General features: G+C 52.6%; 20 protein-coding genes, 3 tRNA genes and 4 rRNA genes. 12 read left to right on the top strand and 15 right to left on the bottom strand.

The genetic code is table 11. The features are described 5' to 3' along the window. Nucleotides 1-87: 87 nt before the first annotated feature. From trkA to def, 4 genes are read right to left on the bottom strand one after another with little or no spacing between them, the layout of a single operon-like run. Entirely contained in the window at nt 88-1,464 is a 1,377-nt protein-coding gene (trkA, locus tag PO881_RS17380; protein ID WP_007891694.1) for a Trk system potassium transporter TrkA, read from the bottom strand. A 31-nt stretch (nt 1,465-1,495) separates the two neighbouring features. After that, nucleotides 1,496-2,782, bottom strand: coding sequence for a 16S rRNA (cytosine(967)-C(5))-methyltransferase RsmB (rsmB, locus tag PO881_RS17375; RefSeq protein WP_280172146.1), 1,287 nt, complete (start codon nt 2,780-2,782; stop codon nt 1,496-1,498). A gap of 45 nt (nt 2,783-2,827) precedes the next feature. Next, on the bottom strand, nt 2,828-3,772 hold the full coding sequence (fmt, locus tag PO881_RS17370; RefSeq protein ID WP_137386630.1) for a methionyl-tRNA formyltransferase: 945 nt from the start codon (nt 3,770-3,772) through the stop codon (nt 2,828-2,830). 21 nt (nt 3,773-3,793) lie between these two features. Then, nucleotides 3,794-4,306: a peptide deformylase gene (def, locus tag PO881_RS17365; RefSeq protein ID WP_008104717.1), complete on the bottom strand. Its 513-nt coding sequence runs from the start codon at nt 4,304-4,306 to the stop codon at nt 3,794-3,796. A 115-nt stretch (nt 4,307-4,421) separates the two neighbouring features. Here def and dprA point away from each other — a divergent pair, with 115 nt between their 5' ends. From dprA to aroE, 5 genes are read left to right on the top strand one after another with little or no spacing between them, the layout of a single operon-like run. After that, complete coding sequence (gene dprA, locus PO881_RS17360) at nt 4,422-5,546, top strand: DNA-protecting protein DprA (RefSeq protein ID WP_110867590.1); 1,125 nt, start codon at nt 4,422-4,424, stop codon at nt 5,544-5,546. Further along, on the top strand, nt 5,518-5,991 hold the full coding sequence (gene smg / locus PO881_RS17355) for a DUF494 family protein Smg (protein WP_007891699.1): 474 nt from the start codon (nt 5,518-5,520) through the stop codon (nt 5,989-5,991). Before dprA ends, smg begins: the two co-directional genes overlap by 29 nt. Before the next feature lie 27 nt (nt 5,992-6,018). Continuing rightward, a complete protein-coding gene (locus PO881_RS17350; protein WP_192414903.1) occupies nt 6,019-6,573 on the top strand; it encodes a type I DNA topoisomerase in 555 nt (184 codons plus the stop codon). After that, entirely contained in the window at nt 6,570-7,145 is a 576-nt protein-coding gene (gene tsaC / locus PO881_RS17345; RefSeq protein ID WP_101762574.1) for an L-threonylcarbamoyladenylate synthase type 1 TsaC, read from the top strand. The genes PO881_RS17350 and tsaC overlap by 4 nt, the downstream gene beginning before the upstream one ends. A 3-nt stretch (nt 7,146-7,148) precedes the next feature. After that, entirely contained in the window at nt 7,149-7,970 is an 822-nt protein-coding gene (gene aroE, locus PO881_RS17340) for a shikimate dehydrogenase (RefSeq protein ID WP_280172145.1), read from the top strand. A gap of 9 nt (nt 7,971-7,979) precedes the next feature. Here the strand turns inward: aroE and PO881_RS17335 are convergent, their stop codons facing one another. After that, nucleotides 7,980-8,534 (bottom strand): gamma carbonic anhydrase family protein, encoded by a 555-nt coding sequence (locus PO881_RS17335; RefSeq protein ID WP_101762576.1) that lies wholly within the window; start codon nt 8,532-8,534, stop codon nt 7,980-7,982. A gap of 492 nt (nt 8,535-9,026) precedes the next feature. Here PO881_RS17335 and PO881_RS17330 point away from each other — a divergent pair. From PO881_RS17330 to rrf (PO881_RS17300), 7 genes are all read left to right on the top strand, one after another. Then, nucleotides 9,027-10,566: ribosomal RNA gene (locus PO881_RS17330) — 16S ribosomal RNA — on the top strand. A 73-nt stretch (nt 10,567-10,639) separates the two neighbouring features. Continuing rightward, a tRNA-Ile gene (locus PO881_RS17325) sits at nt 10,640-10,716 on the top strand. 143 nt (nt 10,717-10,859) lie between these two features. Then, nucleotides 10,860-10,935, top strand: a tRNA-Ala gene (locus tag PO881_RS17320). A gap of 202 nt (nt 10,936-11,137) precedes the next feature. Then, a 23S ribosomal RNA gene (locus PO881_RS17315) occupies nt 11,138-14,042 on the top strand. Between the two features lie 102 nt (nt 14,043-14,144). Next, nucleotides 14,145-14,260, top strand: a 5S ribosomal RNA gene (gene rrf, locus PO881_RS17310). Between the two features lie 15 nt (nt 14,261-14,275). Continuing rightward, nucleotides 14,276-14,351, top strand: a tRNA-Thr gene (locus PO881_RS17305). A gap of 36 nt (nt 14,352-14,387) precedes the next feature. Continuing rightward, a 5S ribosomal RNA gene (rrf, locus tag PO881_RS17300) occupies nt 14,388-14,503 on the top strand. Together the 16S, 23S and 5S rRNA genes with 3 tRNA genes alongside form the textbook arrangement of a ribosomal RNA operon. A 155-nt stretch (nt 14,504-14,658) precedes the next feature. On the opposite strand, the gene PO881_RS17295 is transcribed toward rrf (PO881_RS17300), so the two are convergent. From PO881_RS17295 to PO881_RS17250, 10 genes are all read right to left on the bottom strand, one after another. Then, nucleotides 14,659-15,420 (bottom strand): amino acid ABC transporter ATP-binding protein, encoded by a 762-nt coding sequence (locus tag PO881_RS17295; protein ID WP_280172144.1) that lies wholly within the window; start codon nt 15,418-15,420, stop codon nt 14,659-14,661. 8 nt (nt 15,421-15,428) lie between these two features. Beyond that, nucleotides 15,429-16,529 (bottom strand): amino acid ABC transporter permease, encoded by a 1,101-nt coding sequence (locus tag PO881_RS17290; RefSeq protein ID WP_061720212.1) that lies wholly within the window; start codon nt 16,527-16,529, stop codon nt 15,429-15,431. Nucleotides 16,530-16,544: 15 nt separating this feature from the next. Next, a complete protein-coding gene (locus PO881_RS17285; protein WP_101762827.1) occupies nt 16,545-17,723 on the bottom strand; it encodes an amino acid ABC transporter permease in 1,179 nt (392 codons plus the stop codon). A 66-nt stretch (nt 17,724-17,789) separates the two neighbouring features. Continuing rightward, nucleotides 17,790-18,815, bottom strand: a complete 1,026-nt coding sequence (locus PO881_RS17280; protein ID WP_101762828.1) for an amino acid ABC transporter substrate-binding protein — start codon at nt 18,813-18,815, stop codon at nt 17,790-17,792. A gap of 542 nt (nt 18,816-19,357) precedes the next feature. Further along, nucleotides 19,358-19,654, bottom strand: a complete 297-nt coding sequence (gene fis / locus PO881_RS17275) for a DNA-binding transcriptional regulator Fis (RefSeq protein WP_007891954.1) — start codon at nt 19,652-19,654, stop codon at nt 19,358-19,360. Between the two features lie 24 nt (nt 19,655-19,678). Continuing rightward, a complete protein-coding gene (dusB, locus tag PO881_RS17270) occupies nt 19,679-20,644 on the bottom strand; it encodes a tRNA dihydrouridine synthase DusB (RefSeq protein WP_101762829.1) in 966 nt (321 codons plus the stop codon). Between the two features lie 364 nt (nt 20,645-21,008). After that, nucleotides 21,009-21,698, bottom strand: coding sequence for a carbonic anhydrase family protein (locus tag PO881_RS17265; protein ID WP_280172143.1), 690 nt, complete (start codon nt 21,696-21,698; stop codon nt 21,009-21,011). Nucleotides 21,699-21,939: 241 nt separating this feature from the next. Beyond that, on the bottom strand, nt 21,940-22,821 hold the full coding sequence (prmA, locus tag PO881_RS17260; protein WP_110867451.1) for a 50S ribosomal protein L11 methyltransferase: 882 nt from the start codon (nt 22,819-22,821) through the stop codon (nt 21,940-21,942). An 11-nt stretch (nt 22,822-22,832) separates the two neighbouring features. Further along, the gene (gene panF, locus PO881_RS17255) at nt 22,833-24,278 is read right to left on the bottom strand and encodes a sodium/pantothenate symporter (protein WP_101762832.1); all 1,446 of its coding nucleotides are present in this window, start codon (nt 24,276-24,278) and stop codon (nt 22,833-22,835) included. Then, entirely contained in the window at nt 24,268-24,510 is a 243-nt protein-coding gene (locus tag PO881_RS17250; protein WP_222185320.1) for a YhdT family protein, read from the bottom strand. The genes panF and PO881_RS17250 overlap by 11 nt, the downstream gene beginning before the upstream one ends. Nucleotides 24,511-24,552: the final 42 nt, after the last annotated feature.

The raw sequence follows: 24,552 nt of genomic DNA, 5'->3' as shown, positions 1-24,552 counted from the left end.
TGGCTAAAGTCTAACAAACCTTTGTGCAATTGCCATTAGAACAATGGATTAAGCGAAATTTTCACGGCGGGCTTTCGCCCGCAGCTTTTACAGGAAGAATGGACTTGGCTGGAACAGGCGCTCAACATCGGGCACAAACTTCTTATCCGTCAGGAACATAATTACGTGATCGCCCTGTTCGACGCGCACGTTATCATTGGCGATGATCACCTCATCACCGCGCACCACAGCACCGATAATGGTTCCCGGCGGCAACTTAATATCTTCTATCAAACGCCCAACCACGCGTGAGGTGGTTTCATCGCCGTGTGCGATCGCTTCGATTGCTTCTGCAATACCGCGACGCAGTGAGGACACGCCCACGATATCGGCTTTACGTACGTGACTTAGCAGCGCCGAGATCGTGGCTTGTTGCGGCGAGATCGCAATGTCGATCACGCTACCTTGAACAAGATCGACGTAGGCGCGGCGCTGGATCAGCACCATTACTTTTTTCGCACCCATTTTCTTAGCCAGCATGGCCGACATAATATTGGCTTCATCGTCGTTAGTGACCGCGATGAAGAGATCCACCTGATCGACATGCTCTTCGGCCAGCAATTCCTGATCCGAGGCATCACCGTAAAACACGATAGTATCGTGCAAGCGTTCTGCTAGTTCTGCCGCGCGTTGTTGATTACGTTCAATCAACTTCACGCTGTACTGTTTCTCCAGGCGCTGCGCCAATCCAAAGCCGATATTGCCGCCGCCAACTAACATGATGCGCTTATACGGTTTTTCCAGACGCTGCATTTCACTCATCACCGCGCGGATATGTTGGCTCGCGGCAATAAAGAACACTTCATCGCCGGCTTCCACAATCGTAGAACCCTGGGGACGAATGGGGCGATCCTGACGAAAAATCGCCGCGACTCGCGTGTCAATATGCGGCATATGTTCACGCATGATCGACAAGGGATTCCCGACCAGCGGTCCGCCATAATAGGCTTTAACCACTGCGAGGCTCACTTTGCCTTCGGCAAAATTCACTACCTGAAGTGCGCCAGGATACTGAATCAGGCGGTAGATATTGTCGATCACCAACTGCTCAGGAGAGATCAGATGATCAATTGGTACGGCTTCAGGTACAAACAGCTTCTCAGCATCGCGTAAGTATTCAGCGGCGCGAATACGCGCGATGCGATTGGGCGTATTGAAAAGGGAATACGCAATCTGACAAGCCACCATGTTGGTTTCATCGGAGTTGGTTACCGCTACCAGCATATCTGCATCTTCAGCACCGGCTTCACGCAAAATACGCGGATGGGATCCGTGACCATGCACGACGCGCAGATCAAATTTGTCCTGCAATACGCGTAAACGCGTCGCATCGCTATCGACGACGGTGATATCGTTATTTTCCCCGACCAGATTTTCTGCCAGGGTTCCGCCGACCTGGCCGGCGCCGAGGATAATGATTTTCATGGCTTAGATGCTCTTGTCAGTGTGCGCAGCACTATTTTTTCATCAGCTTAGCGTAGAAGAAGCCGTCGCCGCCATCGATGGTCGGGAAAACCTGCCAGCCATTAGCCTGGCCCTGTGGTAACGTCTCGGCCACGGCGTCGCTGTGCGCTGCCAAAAAGGCGCTGATTTGATTGTGATTCTCTTCCGGCAATATTGAGCAGGTGGCATATATCATCGTGCCGCCAGATTTTAGACGCGGCCAGACGGCCTCAAGTATTTCGCACTGTAGATTCGCCAGCTCAGGAATATCACGATCGCGACGTAGCCACTTGATGTCTGGATGGCGGCGAATAACGCCCGTGGCAGAGCAGGGCGCATCGAGCAGGATACGATCAAACTGCATATCACCACACCATTCTGCCGGTGTACGACCATCGCCCTGACGCACTTCGGCCTGCATGCCCAGGCGCTGTAAGTTCTCATGCACACGGAGCAGGCGTTGCGGGTCAACATCGACGGCTAAGACTTTGGCCTGCGGGGCGATTTCGAGGATATGCGTGGTTTTACCACCCGGAGCAGCACAGAGATCGAGAATAGTTTCCCCATTTTTTGGCTCAAGCAACAGTGCGCAACGTTGTGCAGAAAGATCCTGCACCGTCACCCAACCTTGATCGAAACCCGGCAGCTGGCTGACTGGAGCGGGTGATTCCAGTCGCAGTGCATCTTGTGCATCGCCAGGAAAAGCAACTTTCTCTTCTGCCTGCAATAGCGCCAGCCAGGCATCGCGACTGTAATGCTGGCGATTGACGCGCAGCCACATTGGCGGTCGCTGATTGTTAGCTTCAACAATCTGTTGCCACTGTTCTGGCCATGCCGCTTGCAGACGTTTCAGCAACCAGCCTGGATGCCAGTAACGTTGCGAGCCCTGATCGACTTCGGCTAACAGCGCTTCTTGCTGGCGCAGGAACTGGCGCAACACGCCATTTAACAGGCCTTTCAAAGCCGTGCGCTTCAGGACTTCAGCACCCGCCACGGTTTCTGCCAGCGCCGCATGGGCCGGCACGCGGGTATATAGCAGCTGATAGAGGCCAACCATCAACAGATAATGCAACACGCGCTGCTTACCGGTTAAGGTGCGCTCCATCAGTTTGCCGATTAAGGCTTCCAGCTGCGGCAGCGTGCGCATCACGCCAAAACAGAGTTCTTGCAGCAGCGCGCCATCTTTATCGGATAGGTTCTTTTGCGCGCCCGGCAAAATGGCACTCAGCGATTCGCCTTTGTCCACAACACGTTCAATGAGTTGCGCGGCCAGGCTGCGCAAGTTGGTAGCTTTTTTCATGTTATTTCATCAAACAAAAAGCCCGGTCAAACCGGGCTTGGAGGATCAGGCCAGAACGGTTCCAGGTACGAACCATTCGCGGCGCGAATTGAGCAGGTCCTGAGCGGACATGGCTTTTTTACCGGCAGGTTGCAGCGATACCAGATTCAGCACACCATCGGCCGTTGCGATCTGAATGCCTTGTTTATCAGCATGGACGATTTCACCGGGTTGCTTGTTCTGATGCGGCAAAACCGTTGCCTGCCAGACTTTTACCGGTTGCTCTTCAATCATGAAATAGCTCATTGGCCATGGATTGAAGGCACGAATACAACGTTCCAACTGCGCTGCTGAAAGTGACCAATCAAGACGAGCTTCTTCTTTACTCAGTTTCTCAGCATAAGAGACCAGCGCTTCATCCTGAACTTCTGGCCTGGCATTACCGCTTGCCAGCAGATCCAGCGTTAACAGCATGCCTTGCGGGCCGAGTTGCGCCAGCTTCTCATACAGCGACGCGCTGGTGTCTTCAGCCGTAATTGGGCAGGAGAGTTTATGCAGCATGTCGCCGGTATCGAGGCCAACATCCATCTGCATAATGGTGACACCGGTTTCGGTATCGCCAGCCCAGAGAGAGCGTTGGATGGGTGCAGCACCGCGCCAGCGTGGCAGCAGCGAACCATGCACATTAATACAACCCAGGCGCGGCATCGCCAGCACGGCTTTTGGCAGGATCAAGCCATAAGCGACCACCACCATGATATCGGCCTGCAGATCGTCAACCAGATGCTGGTTCTCTTCAGGCTTCAGGGATTTCGGCTGAAATACCGGAATATCGTGCGCCTGTGCCAGGACTTTGACCGGGCTTGACGTAAGCTTATTGCCGCGTCCGGCTGGACGATCGGGCTGGGTAAAGACGCCAACAACCTGATGCTCAGAAGCAAGTAGCGCGTCTAAATGACGCGCTGCAAAGTCAGGTGTACCGGCAAAGATAATTTTGAGCGGTGCAGACACAGTTTAACCTTCAATGAGCACTTAATCTTCGCGTGCGTTTAGGCGGGCCAATTTTTCCAGTTTCTGTTTGATACGCTGACGTTTCAGTGGCGACAGATAATCAATGAAAAGTTTGCCATCGAGATGATCGATTTCATGCTGGATGCAAATCGCCAGCAGACCGTCGGTTTCCAGCTCGAAGCTTTTGCCGTCACGATCCTGCGCACGCACTTTGACCCACTCTGCGCGCGGCACAAAAGCACGTTGCTCAGGAATGGAAAGGCAGCCTTCTTCAATACCGGTTTCACCGCTTTTTTCCAGCAGTTCCGGATTAATCAGCACCAAACGCTCGTCACGGTTTTCAGAAACATCAATAACAATGATGCGCTGATGAATATCGACTTGGGTCGCCGCTAAGCCAATACCTTCTTCGGCGTACATGGTTTCAAACATGTCGTCGACAATACGCTGCACGTCTGCGTTTACGGTTGCCACCGGCGCAGCGATTTTGCGAAGGCGATCATCAGGGAAATGTAATACCTGCAAAACTGACATAAATATCCAGATCTGTATGCGTTGAAGAAAAGATTACTGCCTCATATTGTAGACTTTTTGATGTCTGATTGACAGCATTGCACCGCATGATAGCGCGGCTGACAGGGAGTGCAGCATGGAGAGAATTGAATGGATGCTCAGGCTGGCAAATGTGAAAGGCTTAAGCTCTGGAGTTGTCAGACATTTAGCTGAGGCATTGCAGGATAATGCTCAGGTTGATGACGATCTTTTACTGGATCAGGGATTAAACGAAACCCAGCGACAACAGTTTAAAGAGCTTTGTCCACGCCAGTTAGCACGAACACATCTATGGCTGGAGGATGAACAGCATCATGTAGTTACCTGTATCGACGAACATTATCCCTCGGCGTTAGCGGAAATCAGTCGACGTCCCTCATTGCTGTATGTCGCGGGAAATATGGACATCTTGCAGACGCCCCAACTCGGTGTCGTGGGCAGCCGTCACTGCACGCATTATGGTAAGCAATGGGGAAGCTGGTTTACGCAGCAATTAGCGCTAAGTGGATTGACCATCACCAGCGGCCTTGCACGCGGAATCGATGGCGTGGCGCATCGGGCCGCGTTAGAAGTGCAGGGCAAGACCGTTGCAGTATTAGGCAGCGGTCTGCAGCATATCTACCCTAAAAGTCATCAAGCGTTAGCACGTGAGATCATCGCTGGCGGTGGGGCACTGATCTCGGAATTCCCCCTTGATACGGCACCGCATGCGGTTAACTTTCCGCGGCGTAATCGCATCATCAGTGGTTTAAGTCTTGGCGTACTGGTAGTTGAAGCCACGTTAAAAAGCGGTTCGCTGGTGACGGCACGCTACGCTTTGGAACAAAATCGTAACGTTTATGCATTACCCGGCGCGCTAGGCAATCCGGGTAGTGAAGGTACGCACTGGCTTATCCAGCAAGGCGCGCTGCTGGTGGCGCATCCTAACAATATCCTTGAAGATTTACATTCAACGCTGCAATGGTTGCCTGATAGCAGTTCAGAAACAATATATTCACAACACAGTGACGATGTGCCATTGCCATTTGCAACTGTGTTGGCTAACGTAGGTGATGAGGTTACACCTGTTGACGTCGTCGCTGAACGTGCCGGCCAACCTGTGCCAGTTATCGCAGCTCACCTGCTGGAGCTGGAGTTAGCAGGATGGATCGCAGCTGTACCCGGCGGCTATGTCCGATTGAGGAGGGCATGCCATGTTCGACGTACTTATGTACTTGTTTGAGACGTATATCCACAACGAAGCTGAAATGCGCGTTGATCAGGATAAATTGACCGATGATTTAACCGATGCCGGTTTTCATCGTGAAGATATCTACAATGCGTTGAATTGGCTTGAGCGGTTAGCGGATTATCAGGAAGGCTTAGTTGCGCCAGTACTCATGGCAAACGATCCGCTCTCAATGCGAATCTATACCGAAGAGGAAAACCAGCGCTTAGATGCAGAATGTCGCGGTTTTATTTTGTTCCTGGAACAGGTCCAGGTGCTGAATATGGAAACGCGCGAGATGGTCATCGAACGTGTAATGGCCCTTGATACCCTCGAATTCGATCTTGAAGATCTCAAATGGGTGGTGTTGATGGTGCTATTTAACATCCCAGGATGTGAAAACGCCTATCAGCAAATGGAAGAACTGTTATTCGACGTCAATGAAGGTATGCTGCATTAATAATTTGCGATTGATGCAACCGGTAATATGAGTAAATCAGCACTATTTTCCGTGCCCAAACACGATCTCTGCCCCGCTTGCGGGGCAGAATTAGTCATACGTTCCGGCAAACACGGCCCTTTTCTGGGGTGTGTAAATTATCCAACCTGCGATTACATTCGCCCGCTGAAAAGTCAGGGAGATGGACACGTCGTTAAAGTGCTGGAAGGCCATGCATGCCCCCAGTGTGGCGCAGACAAAGTTCTGCGTCAGGGGCGATTTGGCATGTTCGTGGGTTGCAGTCACTACCCGGAATGTGATTACACCGAAACTATCGACAAGCCTGATGAAACAGCTATCGCCTGTCCGCAATGTCAGAGCGGTAAACTGGTACAGCGGCGCTCGCGCTATGGCAAAACCTTCTACTCTTGCGATCGCTATCCAGATTGCCAGTTTGTCCTTAACGCAGCGCCGGTTGAAGGCGTTTGCCCGCATTGCCAGTTCCCTTTATTAATAGAGAAGAAAACCGCACAAGGCATGAAGCGCTTCTGCGCCAGCAAACGCTGCGGTAAGCCCATCGTCCAGGACGCATCATCATCATGAAGCCAAGCCAGTATTCAGCGGGTAGTCTCGATTTTTGCATTGAGAGGCTACAGCAACAGGAAGTTATCGCCTATCCAACCGAAGCCGTATTTGGATTGGGCTGCGATCCCGACAGCGAGAATGCCGTAATGGCGCTTTTGGCGCTCAAGCAGCGTCCAGTCGAGAAGGGACTCATTTTGATTGCAGCCGATTACGCGCAGCTGGAACCTTATATCGCCGACCGTGAACTCTCTGTGCTGCAGCGCGAGCGTATGTTTGCCAGTTGGCCTGGCCCGGTAACCTATGTAGTGCCAGCTTCGCCACATACGCCGCGTTGGTTAACGGGGCGTTTTGACTCACTGGCCATTCGCGTTAGCGATCATCCTGACGTACAGGCTTTGTGTCGCGGTTTTGGTAAACCTCTGGTTTCGACCAGCGCCAATCTTTCCGGCGAACCGCCTTGTCGTAATGCGGAAGAGGTTGCTAAGCAATTTGGTCCGCAATTCACGGTCTTACATGCTGAAACGGGTGGGCGACTGAATCCTTCTGAAATCCGCGACGTTATTAGCGGTGAACTTATTCGTCAGGGCTAACGCATGGAAAATTTTGCCGTATTTGGTCACCCGATTGCGCATAGCAAATCTCCTTTCATTCATAGCTTGTTCGCTGAGCAAACCGGCATTGAGCATCAATATGGCAAGGAGTGCGCGCCACTTGAGGGTTTTCCTCAGTCGATCGCCGATTTTTTTGCGCATGGCGGCAAAGGTGCCAATGTCACGCTGCCTTTTAAACAGCAGGCGTGGGAATTTGCCGATGAGCTTAGCGAGCGTGCGGCATTGTCTGGTGCGGTTAATACGTTAAAGAAAGATGCGCAGGGCAAGATCTTCGGCGATAACACCGATGGCATCGGCTTGCTCAGCGATCTGGAACGACTGCAGATGATCCATCCAGGCGATCGAATTCTGCTGGTGGGCGCCGGTGGTGCTGCGCGTGGCGTAATCCTGCCGCTGCTCTCATTCGGATGTTCGCTGGTGGTAGTGAATCGCACCATGGCACGCGCCGAGCAGCTGGCAGAGATTTTCCAGCATAGCGGGAATATCAAAGCGGCCAGCTTTGAGCAATTAACGGATCAGCAATTTGATCTGATCATTAATGCGACCTCGAGCGGTGTTGATGGCAAAGTTCCAGCATTAGCCACATCGCTAATTAATGCGCAAACGCGGTGTTATGACATGTTTTATCAACAAGGTTTGACGCCATTCTTATTGTGGTGCCAGCAGCAGGGCGCGCAGCAGCTGGCGGATGGTGTTGGCATGTTAGTAGGGCAAGCCGCTCACGCTTTTCATTTATGGCATGGCGTGATGCCAGAGATCACGCCAGTGATAGCCAAACTAAAGCAGTCGATGCAGCAGAGGTAAGGCTGGCGATCAGGAATGAGATTGGCTTTCCTGAGCGAGATATTCATTCTTCCAACCGACATAGTTATTGGATGAGTAAAGCAGCCCGGCGATTTCCGCTTCACTGAGTGGGCGGACCTGCTTAACCGGGCTGCCTAAATACAGGTAGCCGCTCTCCAGTCGTTTACCTGGCGGCACCAAACTGCCAGCGCCAATCATCACATCATCTTCAACGATCACGCCGTCCAGCAGAATGGATCCCATACCAACCAGTACGCGATTGCCGATAGTACAGCCGTGCAGCATCGCTTTATGCCCTACCGTGACATCTTCGCCAACAATCAGCGGATAACCTTCCGGATTGCTGCTGGACTTGTGAGTGACGTGCAATACGCTGCCATCCTGAATATTGCTTCTTTTGCCTATCACCACTTTATTGACGTCACCACGAATCGCAACCAGCGGCCAGATGCTAACGTCATCGTCGAGTTGTACTTCACCCACCACCACGCTGCTGTTATCGATCATCACGCGATCGCCTTGTTGCGGGAAATGGTTCTTATAAGGTCGTAGGGCTGTGGACATGATCTTCTCCTTTTACGTTTTTATCCAAGCCTGCGGCTTAAAAGGCGGATAAACAAGATGATTTTTGAGCGGATCGCTCGCGATCGCAGCGAAAAGAGTGAAAACTCGCCAGTCGATTAAAAAGATCGAAAAAAGGGGTTGTGCAAAAAATTCGGATCCCTATAATGCGCCACCACTGAGACGGCAAAGCGGCAACGCAGACGGCTCGGCAGGGAGTGAAAAAATTCATCCCGCCGGATAAAAACGCTGAAAAAAGTGTTTGACTCCGAAGGAGAGTAGCGTAGTATACGCCACCTCGCGACAGACGGTTCAGCCGCTGTTCGCAACGCTCTTTAACAATTTATCAGACAATCTGTGTGGGCACTCGCAGGATTGATATCCGCGTCTCCGGACGCAAAAAAATATCAAAGCCTCACGAGTGAACACATAATGAAATTCATTATGACGTTTTACAGATGAGCATCGCTGAACTGGTTTCAGCAAATCAAACTTAAATTGAAGAGTTTGATCATGGCTCAGATTGAACGCTGGCGGCAGGCCTAACACATGCAAGTCGAACGGTAGCACAGAGAGCTTGCTCTCGGGTGACGAGTGGCGGACGGGTGAGTAATGTCTGGGAAACTGCCCGATGGAGGGGGATAACTACTGGAAACGGTAGCTAATACCGCATAACGTCGCAAGACCAAAGTGGGGGACCTTCGGGCCTCACACCATCGGATGTGCCCAGATGGGATTAGCTAGTAGGTGGGGTAATGGCTCACCTAGGCGACGATCCCTAGCTGGTCTGAGAGGATGACCAGCCACACTGGAACTGAGACACGGTCCAGACTCCTACGGGAGGCAGCAGTGGGGAATATTGCACAATGGGCGCAAGCCTGATGCAGCCATGCCGCGTGTATGAAGAAGGCCTTCGGGTTGTAAAGTACTTTCAGCGGGGAGGAAGGCGGTGAAGTTAATAGCTTCACCGATTGACGTTACCCGCAGAAGAAGCACCGGCTAACTCCGTGCCAGCAGCCGCGGTAATACGGAGGGTGCAAGCGTTAATCGGAATTACTGGGCGTAAAGCGCACGCAGGCGGTCTGTCAAGTCGGATGTGAAATCCCCGGGCTTAACCTGGGAACTGCATTCGAAACTGGCAGGCTGGAGTCTTGTAGAGGGGGGTAGAATTCCAGGTGTAGCGGTGAAATGCGTAGAGATCTGGAGGAATACCGGTGGCGAAGGCGGCCCCCTGGACAAAGACTGACGCTCAGGTGCGAAAGCGTGGGGAGCAAACAGGATTAGATACCCTGGTAGTCCACGCCGTAAACGATGTCGACTTGGAGGTTGTTCCCTTGAGGAGTGGCTTCCGGAGCTAACGCGTTAAGTCGACCGCCTGGGGAGTACGGCCGCAAGGTTAAAACTCAAATGAATTGACGGGGGCCCGCACAAGCGGTGGAGCATGTGGTTTAATTCGATGCAACGCGAAGAACCTTACCTACTCTTGACATCCAGAGAACTTAGCAGAGATGCTTTGGTGCCTTCGGGAACTCTGAGACAGGTGCTGCATGGCTGTCGTCAGCTCGTGTTGTGAAATGTTGGGTTAAGTCCCGCAACGAGCGCAACCCTTATCCTTTGTTGCCAGCGGTTCGGCCGGGAACTCAAAGGAGACTGCCAGTGATAAACTGGAGGAAGGTGGGGATGACGTCAAGTCATCATGGCCCTTACGAGTAGGGCTACACACGTGCTACAATGGCGCATACAAAGAGAAGCGACCTCGCGAGAGCAAGCGGACCTCATAAAGTGCGTCGTAGTCCGGATCGGAGTCTGCAACTCGACTCCGTGAAGTCGGAATCGCTAGTAATCGTAGATCAGAATGCTACGGTGAATACGTTCCCGGGCCTTGTACACACCGCCCGTCACACCATGGGAGTGGGTTGCAAAAGAAGTAGGTAGCTTAACCTTCGGGAGGGCGCTTACCACTTTGTGATTCATGACTGGGGTGAAGTCGTAACAAGGTAACCGTAGGGGAACCTGCGGTTGGATCACCTCCTTACCTGAAGATACCTTCCCGCGAAGTGCTCACACAGATTGTCTGATAGAAAGTAACGAGCAGAAAAAACCTCTACAGGCTTGTAGCTCAGGTGGTTAGAGCGCACCCCTGATAAGGGTGAGGTCGGTGGTTCAAGTCCACTCAGGCCTACCAAATTTCTTCTCATGCTGCGTTAAAGCGCCGCTCGTATAGTGAACTATACGTCGCGCCACTTTGCCTTGCCTGAAAAGAAATTACCGTTTGTCCAAAACGGAACTCCTGGTGAGTGGTAGTAGTGGTCTCTGCAGTAACTGTATGGGGCTATAGCTCAGCTGGGAGAGCGCCTGCCTTGCACGCAGGAGGTCAGCGGTTCGATCCCGCTTAGCTCCACCATTACAGTGACTCAAAACAATACTTCAGAGCAAACCGGAAACGGTGTGCTGCGAAGTATTATGCTCTTTAACAATCCGGAACAAGCTGAAAATTGAAACGACGTATCGTCTTCATTCTCCGTAATAAGAATGAAGCGGCGATATGTTCGAGTCTCTCAAATGCTTGCAGTCTGCACGCGTTGCAAAACGCCTGTGGGTTGTGAGGTTAAGCGACTAAGCGTACACGGTGGATGCCCTGGCAGTCAGAGGCGATGAAGGACGTGCTAATCTGCGTAAAGCGTCGGTAAGGTGATATGAACCGCTACAGCCGACGATGTCCGAATGGGGAAACCCGGTGCACCCAGTGCATCATCGCAACATGAATACATAGTGTTGCGAGGCGAACCCGGGGAACTGAAACATCTAAGTACCCGGAGGAAAAGAAATCAACCGAGATTCCCCCAGTAGCGGCGAGCGAACGGGGAACAGCCCAGAACCTGAATCAGTTTGTGCGTTAGTGGAAGCGTCTGGAAAGTCGCACGATACCGGGTGATAGTCCCGTACACGAAAGTGCACATTCTGTGAGTTCGAAGAGTAGGGCGGGACACGTGGTATCCTGTCTGAATATGGGGGGACCATCCTCCAAGGCTAAATACTCCTGACTGACCGATAGTGAACCAGTACCGTGAGGGAAAGGCGAAAAGAACCCCGGCGAGGGGAGTGAAACAGAACCTGAAACCGTGTACGTACAAGCAGTGGGAGCCTCTTTAATGGGGTGACTGCGTACCTTTTGTATAATGGGTCAGCGACTTATATTCTGTAGCAAGGTTAACCGTATAGGGGAGCCGCAGGGAAACCGAGTCTTAACTGGGCGTTAAGTTGCAGGGTATAGACCCGAAACCCGGTGATCTAGCCATGGGCAGGTTGAAGGTTGGGTAACACTAACTGGAGGACCGAACCGACTAATGTTGAAAAATTAGCGGATGACTTGTGGCTGGGGGTGAAAGGCCAATCAAACCGGGAGATAGCTGGTTCTCCCCGAAAGCTATTTAGGTAGCGCCTCGTGAACTCATCTCCGGGGGTAGAGCACTGTTTCGGCTAGGGGGCCATCCCGGCTTACCAACCCGATGCAAACTGCGAATACCGGAGAATGTTATCACGGGAGACACACGGCGGGTGCTAACGTCCGTCGTGAAGAGGGAAACAACCCAGACCGCCAGCTAAGGTCCCAAAGTCATGGTTAAGTGGGAAACGATGTGGGAAGGCACAGACAGCCAGGATGTTGGCTTAGAAGCAGCCATCATTTAAAGAAAGCGTAATAGCTCACTGGTCGAGTCGGCCTGCGCGGAAGATGTAACGGGGCTAAACCATGCACCGAAGCTGCGGCAGCGACACTATGTGTTGTTGGGTAGGGGAGCGTTCTGTAAGCCGTTGAAGGTGTGCTGTGAGGCATGCTGGAGGTATCAGAAGTGCGAATGCTGACATAAGTAACGATAAAGCGGGTGAAAAGCCCGCTCGCCGGAAGACCAAGGGTTCCTGTTCAACGTTAATCGGAGCAGGGTGAGTCGACCCCTAAGGCGAGGCTGAAAAGCGTAGTCGATGGGAAGCAGGTTAATATTCCTGCACTTGGTGTTACTGCGAAGGGGGGACGGAGAAGGCTAGGTTATCCGGGCGACGGTTGTCCCGGTTTAAGCGTGTAGGCTGATACCTTTGGTAAATCCGGGGTATCTTAAGGCTGAGGCGTGACGACGAGCCACCACGGTGGTGAAGTAACTGATGCCCTGCTTCCAGGAAAAGCCTCTAAGCTCCAGGTAACACGAAATCGTACCCCAAACCGACACAGGTGGTCAGGTAGAGAATACCAAGGCGCTTGAGAGAACTCGGGTGAAGGAACTAGGCAAAATGGTGCCGTAACTTCGGGAGAAGGCACGCTGTCATCAGGTGAAGTCCCTCGCGGATGGAGCTGAAGGCAGTCGAAGATACCAGCTGGCTGCAACTGTTTATTAAAAACACAGCACTGTGCAAACACGAAAGTGGACGTATACGGTGTGACGCCTGCCCGGTGCCGGAAGGTTAATTGATGGGGTTATCCGCAAGGAGAAGCTCTTGATCGAAGCCCCGGTAAACGGCGGCCGTAACTATAACGGTCCTAAGGTAGCGAAATTCCTTGTCGGGTAAGTTCCGACCTGCACGAATGGCGTAATGATGGCCAGGCTGTCTCCACCCGAGACTCAGTGAAATTGAAATCGCTGTGAAGATGCAGTGTACCCGCGGCAAGACGGAAAGACCCCGTGAACCTTTACTATAGCTTGACACTGAACATTGAGCCTTGATGTGTAGGATAGGTGGGAGGCTTTGAAGCGTGGACGCCAGTCTGCGTGGAGCCAACCTTGAAATACCACCCTTTAATGTTTGATGTTCTAACGTAGGCCCGTAATCCGGGCTGCGGACAGTGTCTGGTGGGTAGTTTGACTGGGGCGGTCTCCTCCCAAAGAGTAACGGAGGAGCACGAAGGTTGGCTAATCCTGGTCGGACATCAGGAGGTTAGTGCAATGGCATAAGCCAGCTTGACTGCGAGAGTGACGGCTCGAGCAGGTGCGAAAGCAGGTCATAGTGATCCGGTGGTTCTGAATGGAAGGGCCATCGCTCAACGGATAAAAGGTACTCCGGGGATAACAGGCTGATACCGCCCAAGAGTTCATATCGACGGCGGTGTTTGGCACCTCGATGTCGGCTCATCACATCCTGGGGCTGAAGTAGGTCCCAAGGGTACGGCTGTTCGCCGTTTAAAGTGGTACGCGAGCTGGGTTTAGAACGTCGTGAGACAGTTCGGTCCCTATCTGCCGTGGGCGCTGGAGAATTGAGGGGGGTTGCTCCTAGTACGAGAGGACCGGAGTGAACGCACCACTGGTGTTCGGGTTGTCATGCCAATGGCACTGCCCGGTAGCTAAGTGCGGAAAAGATAAGTGCTGAAAGCATCTAAGCACGAAACTTGCCCCGAGATGAGTTCTCCCTGACTCCTTGAGGGTCCTGAAGGGACGTTGAAGACTACGACGTTGATAGGCCGGATGTGTAAGCGCAGCGATGCGTTGAGCTAACCGGTACTAATGACCCGTGAGGCTTAACCTTACAACGCCAGAGGCGTTTTGGTCTGAGAGACCAGAGATTTTCAGCTTGTTTACGGACTGGTCTGCGGCGCCTGAGAGGGGGCTGCGGACGAAACAGAATTTGCCTGGCGGCTTTAGCGCGGTGGTCCCACCTGACCCCATGCCGAACTCAGAAGTGAAACGCCGTAGCGCCGATGGTAGTGTGGGGCCTCCCCATGCGAGAGTAGGGAACTGCCAGGCATCAAATTAAATTGTGCTGATATGGCTCAGTTGGTAGAGCGCACCCTTGGTAAGGGTGAGGTCCCCAGTTCGACTCTGGGTATCAGCACCAGTTTTAAAGCGTGAGTTCGGTAAATTACAGAATTTGCCTGGCGGCTTTAGCGCGGTGGTCCCACCTGACCCCATGCCGAACTCAGAAGTGAAACGCCGTAGCGCCGATGGTAGTGTGGGGTCTCCCCATGCGAGAGTAGGGAACTGCCAGGCATCAAACACAGAAGCCCTGAACGAAAGTTCAGGGCTTTTTTGTATGCATCGGAAACCTTCCGTTGCCACTCACAAACCTAATCCAATTCAAATTGCAGTTATAAAAAAGCCCCTGCTTTTTAGCAGAGGCGTTTCTTAATCTAACTCACTGGATATCAATGAATAACTTGCGACAGAAACGCACGTGTACGTTCTGATTTCGGGTTGGCAAAGAACTCCTGAGGCGGGGCTTCTTCGACAATTTCACCCCGATCCATGAAGATCACACGATCCGCCACCGTACGCGCAAATCCCATCTCATGGGTAACGCACAACATGGTCATGCCATCTTCTGCCAGGCCAATCATCGTATCGAGTACTTCTTTAACCATCTCGGGATCGAGCGCGGAGGTTGGCTCATCAAACAGCATAATTTTCGGCTTCATACAGAGTGAACGGGCGATCGCCACGCGCTGTTGCTGACCACCTGAAAGCTGGCCAGGAAATTTATGCGCATGCTCAGCAATGCGTACACGCTGAAGGTAATACATGGCCAGCTCTTCTGCTTCTTTCTTCGGCATTTTGCGTACCCAAATCGGTGCCAGCGTACAGTTTTGCAAAACGGTAAGATGTGGGAAAAGATTAAAGTGCTGGAAAACCATGCCGACTTCGGTTCTAACTAGTTCAATATTACGCACATCGTGATTGAGATGGATGCCATCCACCACGATGCGTCCTTGCTGATGTTCTTCGAGGTGATTGATACAACGAATAGTGGTCGATTTACCCGAACCGGACGGTCCGCACAGTACGATACGTTCGCGTGGTTTTACTTTTAAATTGATGTCTTTCAATACATGGAACTGACCGTACCATTTGTTAACGTTTTCGAGTGTAATCATCATGGCATCAGCCGCATTAGTCATAGTTTGTGTCATGTTAAGCCTCAGTGCGATGCACGCCCGGTGTGAAAACGCTTCTCCAGATACTGGCTATAGCGCGACATGCTAAAACAGAAAATCCAGTAAACCATGGCAGCAAATACATAGCCTTCCGTCGACATACCCAACCAGGTTGGGTCAACGGTGGCTTGCTGCACGCTACTGAAGAGATCGAATAAGCCGATGATGATCACCAGGCTGGTATCTTTAAACAGCGCAATGATGGTATTCACCAGGCCGGGAATGGTCATCTTGAGCGCCTGCGGTAAAATCACCAGCATCTGGGTTTTCCAGTAGCCCAGCGACAGAGATTCAGCGGCTTCATATTGGCCTTTTGGTAGCGCCTGCAAACCGCCGCGCACCACTTCCGCGACATACGCAGACTGGAACAAAATCACGCCAACCAACGCACGCACCAGTTTGTCGATGGTAGTACCTTCCGCCATAAACAGCGGCAGCATCACCGACGACATAAACAGCACGGTGATCAGCGGTACACCACGCCAGAACTCAATGAAGATGATCGAAAGTGTACGCACCACCGGCATTTCAGAGCGGCGTCCCAGCGCCAGTAAAATCCCCAACGGCAGCGCGCCGGCAATCCCCACTGAAGCGATGATCAGCGTTAATGTCAGGCCGCCCCACTGGCGAGTCTCTACGCGCTCTAAACCGAAATAACCACCGTACATCAGGAACCAAACCACAATCGGATAGACCACCGCCCAACAAGCGATGTAGCGACCGCGACGCGGCATTGATTTGATGAACATCGGAATAATCGAGAGCAAGCCGATGACCAGCGACAGGTTGATGCGCCAGCGCAGTTCATGCGGATAGAGTCCATACATAAACTGGCCAAAGCGTGCATGGATAAACACCCAACATGCGCCTTCTTTGGTACAGTCTGCGCGCGTCTCACCAATCCAGTTAGCCTGAAATACCAGCCAGTTCAGTGCCGGAGGAATCACGTTCCAGATAAGCCAGATGCTGAACAACGTCAGCAATGTATTCAGCCAGCTGGAGAACAGATTTTTGCGTGCCCAGAGCCAAGCCTTGCTAAGTGGATTGGTCGGAATCGGCGGTGTTTCATGTGTAGTAACAGACATAATGATCCCGTTCTCTTAACGCTCAACCAGCGCAATTTTGCGATTGTAGAGGTTCATCAGCAGTGAAATGATCAGGCTGATAATCAGGTAAACCGCCATGGTAATCGCGATGGTTTCTATCGCCTGACCGGTTTGGTTCAGCACGGTACCGGCAAACAGCGAAACCATATCTGGATAGCCGATAGCGGCCGCCAGCGATGAGTTTTTCACGATGTTGAGGTACTGGCTGGTGAGTGGCGGGATAATCACACGCATTGCCTGCGGAATGATCACCTGTCGCATGGTCACTGGATTAGGTAAACCGAGCGAACGTGCGGCTTCGCTTTGACCATGTGGCACCGACTGAATACCGGAACGAATCACTTCGGCGATGAACGACGAGGTATAAACCGACAGCGCGAGAGTCAACGCGGCGAGCTCAGGGATCATCACGAAACCGCCGCGGAAGTTAAATCCACGCAGTTCCGGCACATCCCAATGCATGGCAACGCCAAACAAGGTATGAGCAATCAGCGGCAGCAGAATCAGCAACCCAACCGCAGCCGGCCAGGTGCGACGCAGTTGGCCGGTTTTTAACTGATGCTTACGGTTGTAGCGGAACAGCGCCACGCAACCCAGCACCGCTAACGCCAGCGCGATCAGGAATGGCCATGTGCCAGGTGCGTACTCGGGCCACGGAATATACAAACCGCGATTGCTGACGAATGCCAAATCAAAAGCGTTGAGTGCCTGACGTGGGCCGGGCAGGTTACGCAGTACCGCGAAGTACCAGAAAAAGATCTGCAGCAGCGGCGGGATATTACGGAAGGTCTCGATATAAATGGTTGAAAGCTTGCGCAGCAGCCAGTTCTCAGACAAGCGAGCCAGGCCCACGGCAAAGCCAAGGATCGAAGCGAAAACAATACAGAGCGCGGAAACCAGCAGGGTGTTGGTCAACCCCACCATAAACACGCGCGCGTAGGTGTCGCCTTCGGTGTAATCGATCAGGTGCTGGACAATGCCGAAGCCGGCACTGCGATCCAGAAACCCGAATCCGGAAGTGATGCCACGATTGGCCAGATTGATTACGGTGTTGTGGATTAAATATCCCACCACAGCAAGCACGGCAACAATCGCGACGATCTGGTAAAGCCAGGCGCGAACCGTAGGATTACCGAACGAAAAATCCCTTTTTACGGTTGGGCGTTGCGACATGTTAAAACCTCAGTGAAGATTACGCGTGGGCACCGCAGGATGCGGTGCCCGACTGGCAGAATGGAATTAACGAACTGGCGGAGCGTACTGGATGCCGCCCGCATTCCACAGCGCATTCTGGCCGCGCTTAATTTTCAGTGCGCTGTCTTTACCGACGTTACGGTCGAACACTTCCTGATAGTTACCCACTTGTTTGATGATGTTGTAAGCCCACTTGTTATCGAGCTTCAGGTCTTTACCGAAATCACCTTCCGCGCCCAGCAGATGTGCCATATCCGGCGTAGTCGGTTTCGCTACCATGTCATCGACATTTTTAGAGCTGATACCCATCTCTTCCGCGTTCAGCATGGCATACAGCGACCACTTGACGATGGTGAACCAATCGTCATCACCGCGACGTACCACGGGGCCCAGCGGCTCTTTCGAGATCACTTCTGGCAGTACAATGAACTCGTCTGGCTTGCCAAGTTTGATACGCAGCGCATACAGCTGAGATTGGTCAGACGCGAGGGTGTCGCAACGGCCGCTGTCGAGCGCTTTAGCGGATTCGTCAGAGCGGTCGAAGGTCACTGGGGTGTACTGCATTTTATGGGTTTTGAAGTAATCAGCCACGTTCAGCTCGGTATCAGTACCGGCCTGAATACACACGGTGGCGCCATCCAACTCTTTAGCACTTTTCAGACCGGCTTTCTGGTGCGTCAGGAAGCCGATACCGTCGTAATAGTTCACGCCTGCAAACAGGAAGCCCATGCCGCCATCGCGTGATGAGGTCCATGTGGTGTTACGAGATAAGATGTCTACTTCGCCAGACTGCAGCGCGGTGAAGCGTTCTTTCGCGGTCAGCGGGGTGTATTTCACTTTAGTTGCGTCGCCAAATACTGCGGCAGCGGCTGCACGGCATACATCCACGTCAATACCGGTGAATTTGCCGTTAGAGTCAGCATAAGAGAACCCAGGCAGGCCGTCACTGATGCCGCACTGTATAAAACCTTTCTTCTTAATGGCATCCAGCGTGGTGCCAGCGTGCGCTTGTTGAGCAACGGCTAACAGCGAGGCTGCAGCGACCAGAGTGGAAAGCATCATCTTTTTCATAAAGCATCCTGTGTGGCGATATCGTGTGTTGTTATGTTTGCGCGCACTTTAATGTGCGCTGTTTTCTGTCTGTGGTGGTTAGCCATCCACAACTCTGCAAACCTGATGCCAGGTTTGCAGAATCCTGAATTCTCTGGAAAGATCTTTTAATAAACTGAAGCACTCAGAAGATTCTGGCTAATATGGCGCACCAAAAGGCAGCATGACGAGACGACACGATCACAAATAGTGCAAAAAGTTTCACTATATGGAAGCAGTGTGAGCTAACGCTCAGGAGTGGATGTATGAGTTTGCACGCTTACGGCCGAAGCGGTTGAGGATCACAGAGAAAGCGGGCTGAAGGGTGATGAAAGGATAAGTGAGCGCGTAATAAAGTGAGGGGAAATGCGTTGCTAAGAGGGATAGGATATCACTGCTGCAATTGCAACTATCGTTACCATTATCGCGCCAATTGTTTCATGCGTTTTTAACCTCAGGAAATTACCGGCAGCAGAAACAAAAACGCCAGCCGCAAGGCTGGCGTTATCGCAGCAACGAACAGATTAGTTCATGCCGTATTTTTTCAGCTTCTTACGCAGGGTACCGCGGTTGATACCCATCATCAGAGCTGCACGGGTCTGGTTGCCACGGGTGTACTGCATCACCATGTCCAACAGAGGCTGCTCGACTTCTGCCAATACCAGCTCATACAGATCACTCACATCCTGACCGTTCAGTTGAGCAAAATAGTTCTTCAGTGACTGTTTAACCGAATCACGCAGTGGCTTTTGGGTCACCTGATCCTGAGAGTTAACGGTAGAAACGGTGAGTACGTCAGAATTTACGCGTTGTTCGAACATAGTTCTTTCAGCTCTTTATTTCGTTTACGCAAGATTTTCGAAGTATGCCTCCAACGCCTCCAGCTGTTCGCTGGCATCCTCTATGGCGTTGAATGTGCGCCGAAACTGGTCATCAGGAGCACTTTCCTGCAAATACCAGGAAACGTGTTTTCGGGCAATACGGTATCCTTTGCGCTGACCGTAAAAGTCGTGCAGCTCCCGTATATGTCCAATCAGCATTTGCTTCACTTCAGCCAGCGGCTTCGGTGCCAGCAGCTCCCCTGTGTCCAGATAATGCTGGATTTCCCGGAAGATCCACGGTCTTCCCTGAGCGGCACGGCCAACCATAAGAGCATCGGCTCCGGTATAGTCGAGCACCGCTCTGGCTTTATGCGGGTCAGTAATGTCGCCATTCGCAATAATCGGAATGGAAACGCTCTGCTTAACTGTCCGAATGCTGTCGTATTCAGCAAATCCCTCAAACAAACAGGCGCGCGTGCGGCCATGAATGGTGAGAGCCTGAATGCCACAGCGTTCAGCCAATTGGGCAATCTCTACACAATTACGATTTTCTTTGTCCCAGCCGGTACGAATTTTCAGCGTAACCGGTACATCCACTGCATTAACCACCGCGGTGAGAATCGACTCCACCAGTTGCGGATGTTGTAGCAGCGCTGAACCTGCCATCTTACGATTCACTTTTTTGGCCGGGCAGCCCATGTTGATATCGATAATCTGCGCGCCAGACGCCACATTAATGCGCGCGGCAGCAGCCATCTCATCAGGATCGCAACCGGCAATTTGCACGGCGCGGATACCAGGCTCGTCACTATGCACCATGCGCAAACGGGATTTGTCACTGGCCCAAACTTCCGGGTTCGACGACAGCATCTCGGAGACAGTCATACCGGCGCCGTTCTCGTAACACAGGGTGCGAAATGGCTTATCGGATACTCCGGCCATAGGCGCAGCAATGAGTCGATTACGTAGCTGATGTTGTCCAATGCGCATGAAAAAAGAAGTGACCCTAACTGTTCGCAAGGCGGCGTATATTACGCATTTTTTAAAGAAGATGAAAGGCCAAACTTTGAACAATTCGCTCTCACAGAGCACGGAAATAGCGTTATCCAGTAAGGGATGAGTTATTAATCTTTATAATTCATGAGATTAAAAAAATATGCTGAAATTGTGTACAAAAATTTTTCTCAAAACATGACCGAAATCACAACATAAAAACCGCTTCTTCCAGTAATTAGCGAAAGAAATGACGCCATTATGATTATTAATTGAACTACTTAGTCACGTAGGGTTAGCGTCACTCCCCAGAAACCTACGTCGTGGAGGAGTGACAGATATAACCTCAGACATCAGGCTACTATTCAATAACCACGCGACCATTCAGCGGCTGTACTGGGCGACTGTTGCCATGCTCACCTAACCGTTTGGCGAACGTTTTAAGCTGTTCAGTTGATGCCGAAACAGTTTGCTTCATCACTAACCAGCGCACACCTTCAGTACAAGGTGGCGTCGTCAACGAACCGCTAAAGCGATAGTAGTTCTTTTGACCCGGAATCAAAGCGCTGAGATTGAGTGGCTGTTGCAGCGCCGCCTCTTTGTTAACTTCAGGTGGCAGCTCACGCAGGATCTCCGCCAGCGCAGGGTTTTCTGCCCCGGCTTCAAACATCACGCCAACCACCGCCAGATGTCCCTCTTCGCTGGCATGGACGAAATGCGCGGCCAGCGGAAAGCGTTTGCCATCAATCAGATTTTCGCTCGGCGTATGGAAGTGGAACTGACGCAACGTATAAGCTTCGCCATCCAGCGCGAGCGCATCGCCATCTTTGACGTTGATCTGGATGGTGTGACCGTTATTGATGATGGATTTTTGTTTGGCTTGAAAGCTCAACGTTAGCGGCGGTAATTGTCCATTCACCACCTTGCGGATATCGACAGGCGACTGGTTCACACCGCTTTTACAGGTGTGATAATCGGCGTGCAGATTGCCCCATTCATCTGGCGCTTCATAAGACCAGTTTGAGCTGTGAGCGTGCGCATACGATGCCATGCTTGTCAGCAGAGCGAATAAACAAAGTTTCTTTTTCATCATCCATTACTTTCAGCGATTTATCGAAGTGAAATGCCATCAAAGGCATTGCCAGCAGGGATAGCGCTATCGCCTGGAGCAGGATTGTAATGACTGAAATGTAAAGAAACGGCAAGGGTTGAGAAGGGCTGGCGCTTTGAGACGGGTCTCAGAAAAATAGTACGGCTTGCCAGTCAGTTAGCCCGACTGGCAAGCGGGCAGGTTAGCGGCGTACGCCGGTGATGCGGCACCACTCTTCTTTCTCTGCAACCGCGTCGAGCTCAAAACGCTCGGCGTAGGCTTCACACACGCTTTCAGCCTGGCTCGCTAACACGCCGGACAATCCAAGATGACCGCCGGCTTTCGGCAGCACGCTAATCAGCGGTGCCAGCTCACGCAGCGGACCGGCGAGGATGTTGGCGACCACCACGTCAGCCTGCAAGTTTTCCGGCTGCTGGTGGGGCAGATAGAGCGCCAGACGCTCAGAGACGCCATTACGCTCGGCGTTATCACGGCTGGCCTGAATCGCCTGCGGATCGATATCAATGCCGATCGCCTGCGCCGCGCCCAATTTCAGTGCAGCGATAGCGAGAATGCCGGAGCCACAGCCAAAGTCGATCACCGTTTTGCCCTGCAGATCCAGGCCATCAAGCCAGGTCAAACACATCGATGTGGTAGGATGCGTGCCGGTACCAAAGGCGAGGCCCGGATCCAGCATCACATTGACGGCATTTGGATCCGGCACATCGCGCCAGCTTGGGCAGATCCACAGACGCTCACCGAAACGCATCGGGTGGAAGTTATCCATCCATTCGCGCTCCCAGTCTTTATCTTCGATCTGCTCGATCTTATGGCGAAACGCGGATCCCAGCAGCGGATGCTGGCTTAACTCGGCCACCACATCGCTCATCTCGGTTTCAGCGTCGAACAGGCCGATGACATCGGTATCGCCCCACAGCAGTGTTTCGCCCGGCAGCGGCTCGTACACTGGATTGTCGTGCGTGTCCTGGAAAGTGACCGACACCGCGCCAACCTCCATCAGCGCATCGCTCAGGGTTTCGGCGTTTTCGCCGGTGCTGTTAATTTTGATTTGAATCCAAGGCATAGCGTTTCTCTTTATTCCAGTGCCGCGGCATGCGTTGCAGGCGTGCGGCCAAACAGATTGCCCACCAGGAAGGCCAGCAGGCTTAAGGTCAATGACGGAACGATGGGGTGGAAGCCCCACCACTCAATATTCAGGCTGGCAAGCAGCGTATAGCATCCCGCGCCGACCAGCATGCCGCTGATCGCACCGGTGGAGTTGGCGCGCTCCCAGTACAAACCCAGCACCAGCGGCCACAGAAATACCGCTTCAAGGCCACCAAATGCCAGCAGATTCAGCCAGATAATCATATCGGGCGGATTCCACGCTGCCAGCAATAGCAGCACACCGAGCACAAAAGTGATGGTGCCTGACAGCATGCGCAGGCGCGCTTCATTTTCACTGTGCTGCGGGGCAATGCGCAAATAGAGATCTTTGATCAGCGTAGCGGAGGATTGCAGCAGCTGCGCGTTGATGGTCGACATAATGGCCGCCATCGGCGCCGCAAGAAATACGCCCGCCGCCATGGGCGGTAACACGGTAATCATCAGCGTAGGAATCACGCGATCGGGGATGGTGAGATCGGGCAAAATCACGCGTCCCAGCGCACCGGCCAGATGCATACCAAGCATCAGGATCACCACTACAATGGTGCCGAGCACAATGCCACGATGCATGGCTTTGCTGTCTTTATACGAAATACAGCGCACCGCGGTGTGGGGCAGACCAATCACCCCAAAACACACCAGCACGGCAAATGAGCTGAGGAAGGTTGGGTTGATGACGTTGCCCACGCCTTCCGGTGAGGTCAGCTGCGGATCGATATCATGCAGTTTGGTCACTGCGGAGGCTAATCCGCCAGCGTGGTGAATCACTGCAAACAGCAGCAGGAAGGTGCCGATCAGCATTACCAAACCTTGCATCGCATCGTTCAGCACGCTGGCGCGGAAGCCACCGAAAGCGGTGTAGAGCGCGATGGTGCCGCCGAAGATCAGCAGGCCGGTGTCATAAGGAATGCCGGCCGCTGTTTCCAGCAGGCGCGCACCGCCGATGAACTGCACGGTCATCGCGCCGATAAATGCCACCAACAAACTGATGCTGGAGAGCCAAATCAGCAGCGTGCTGCCGTAGCGGCCATACAACATGTCGTTGAGCGTCACGGCGTTGTAGCGACGCGCCAGAATGGCGAATTTCTTGCCTAACACGCCAAGCGAAAGCCAGACGGCAGGCACCTGAATCATCGCCAGCAGCACCCAGCCAAGGCCATATTTATAGGCTGCGCCGGGGCCGCCAATGAACGAGCTGGCGCTGATATATGTGGTGGTGATGGTCATGGCCAGCACAAAGCCGCCCATCGAACGGCTGCCGAGGAAGTATTCGCTCAGGAAGTTGCCCTGACGCTGCTTGCGCATGGCAAACACCGACAGCGCGGCGATCAGCACCAGATAGGCCAACAGCGGAAGAATGATTTCAGAGTCCATCGTTATCCTCCAGCGACATGTCGCGGAACAGCACGCGCACCATCAGCCAGCACAACACAATAAACAGCAGCGGGGCGAACAGACACGAAAGCTCGAACCACCTTGGTAAGCCTAAGACGCCGATCTCATTGCCGCCCAGCCAGGCAGAAAGTCCCCAAACGGCAAGGTAGGCCAGCGTCAGATAAAGTGACCAGCGCGCCTCTTTGTTCGCTTGTAAAAAACGCCAATCCATTATGTAACCTCAAAGGCGACAAAAATGAAAAAGGCCGGAGTT

Origin of the sequence: Pantoea sp. SS70, from assembly GCF_029866845.1 — a bacterium.
Lineage (GTDB): Bacteria > Pseudomonadota > Gammaproteobacteria > Enterobacterales > Enterobacteriaceae > Pantoea > Pantoea leporis.
This window is presented reverse-complemented; position numbering and strand designations above follow the sequence as displayed.

Coding starts and splice junctions, on each gene's coding strand:
- trkA (WP_007891694.1), bottom strand. CDS start 1,464: ATGAAAATCATTATCCTCGGCGCCGGCCAGGTCGGCGGAACCCTGGCA.
- rsmB (WP_280172146.1), bottom strand. CDS start 2,782: ATGAAAAAAGCTACCAACTTGCGCAGCCTGGCCGCGCAACTCATTGAA.
- def (WP_008104717.1), bottom strand. CDS start 4,306: ATGTCAGTTTTGCAGGTATTACATTTCCCTGATGATCGCCTTCGCAAA.
- dprA (WP_110867590.1), top strand. CDS start 4,422: ATGGAGAGAATTGAATGGATGCTCAGGCTGGCAAATGTGAAAGGCTTA.
- smg (WP_007891699.1), top strand. CDS start 5,518: ATGTTCGACGTACTTATGTACTTGTTTGAGACGTATATCCACAACGAA.
- PO881_RS17350 (WP_192414903.1), top strand. CDS start 6,019: ATGAGTAAATCAGCACTATTTTCCGTGCCCAAACACGATCTCTGCCCC.
- tsaC (WP_101762574.1), top strand. CDS start 6,570: ATGAAGCCAAGCCAGTATTCAGCGGGTAGTCTCGATTTTTGCATTGAG.
- aroE (WP_280172145.1), top strand. CDS start 7,149: ATGGAAAATTTTGCCGTATTTGGTCACCCGATTGCGCATAGCAAATCT.
- PO881_RS17335 (WP_101762576.1), bottom strand. CDS start 8,534: ATGTCCACAGCCCTACGACCTTATAAGAACCATTTCCCGCAACAAGGC.
- PO881_RS17295 (WP_280172144.1), bottom strand. CDS start 15,420: ATGACACAAACTATGACTAATGCGGCTGATGCCATGATGATTACACTC.
- PO881_RS17290 (WP_061720212.1), bottom strand. CDS start 16,529: ATGTCTGTTACTACACATGAAACACCGCCGATTCCGACCAATCCACTT.
- PO881_RS17285 (WP_101762827.1), bottom strand. CDS start 17,723: ATGTCGCAACGCCCAACCGTAAAAAGGGATTTTTCGTTCGGTAATCCT.
- PO881_RS17280 (WP_101762828.1), bottom strand. CDS start 18,815: ATGAAAAAGATGATGCTTTCCACTCTGGTCGCTGCAGCCTCGCTGTTA.
- fis (WP_007891954.1), bottom strand. CDS start 19,654: ATGTTCGAACAACGCGTAAATTCTGACGTACTCACCGTTTCTACCGTT.
- dusB (WP_101762829.1), bottom strand. CDS start 20,644: ATGCGCATTGGACAACATCAGCTACGTAATCGACTCATTGCTGCGCCT.
- PO881_RS17265 (WP_280172143.1), bottom strand. CDS start 21,698: ATGGCATCGTATGCGCACGCTCACAGCTCAAACTGGTCTTATGAAGCG.
- prmA (WP_110867451.1), bottom strand. CDS start 22,821: ATGCCTTGGATTCAAATCAAAATTAACAGCACCGGCGAAAACGCCGAA.
- panF (WP_101762832.1), bottom strand. CDS start 24,278: ATGGACTCTGAAATCATTCTTCCGCTGTTGGCCTATCTGGTGCTGATC.
- PO881_RS17250 (WP_222185320.1), bottom strand. CDS start 24,510: ATGGATTGGCGTTTTTTACAAGCGAACAAAGAGGCGCGCTGGTCACTT.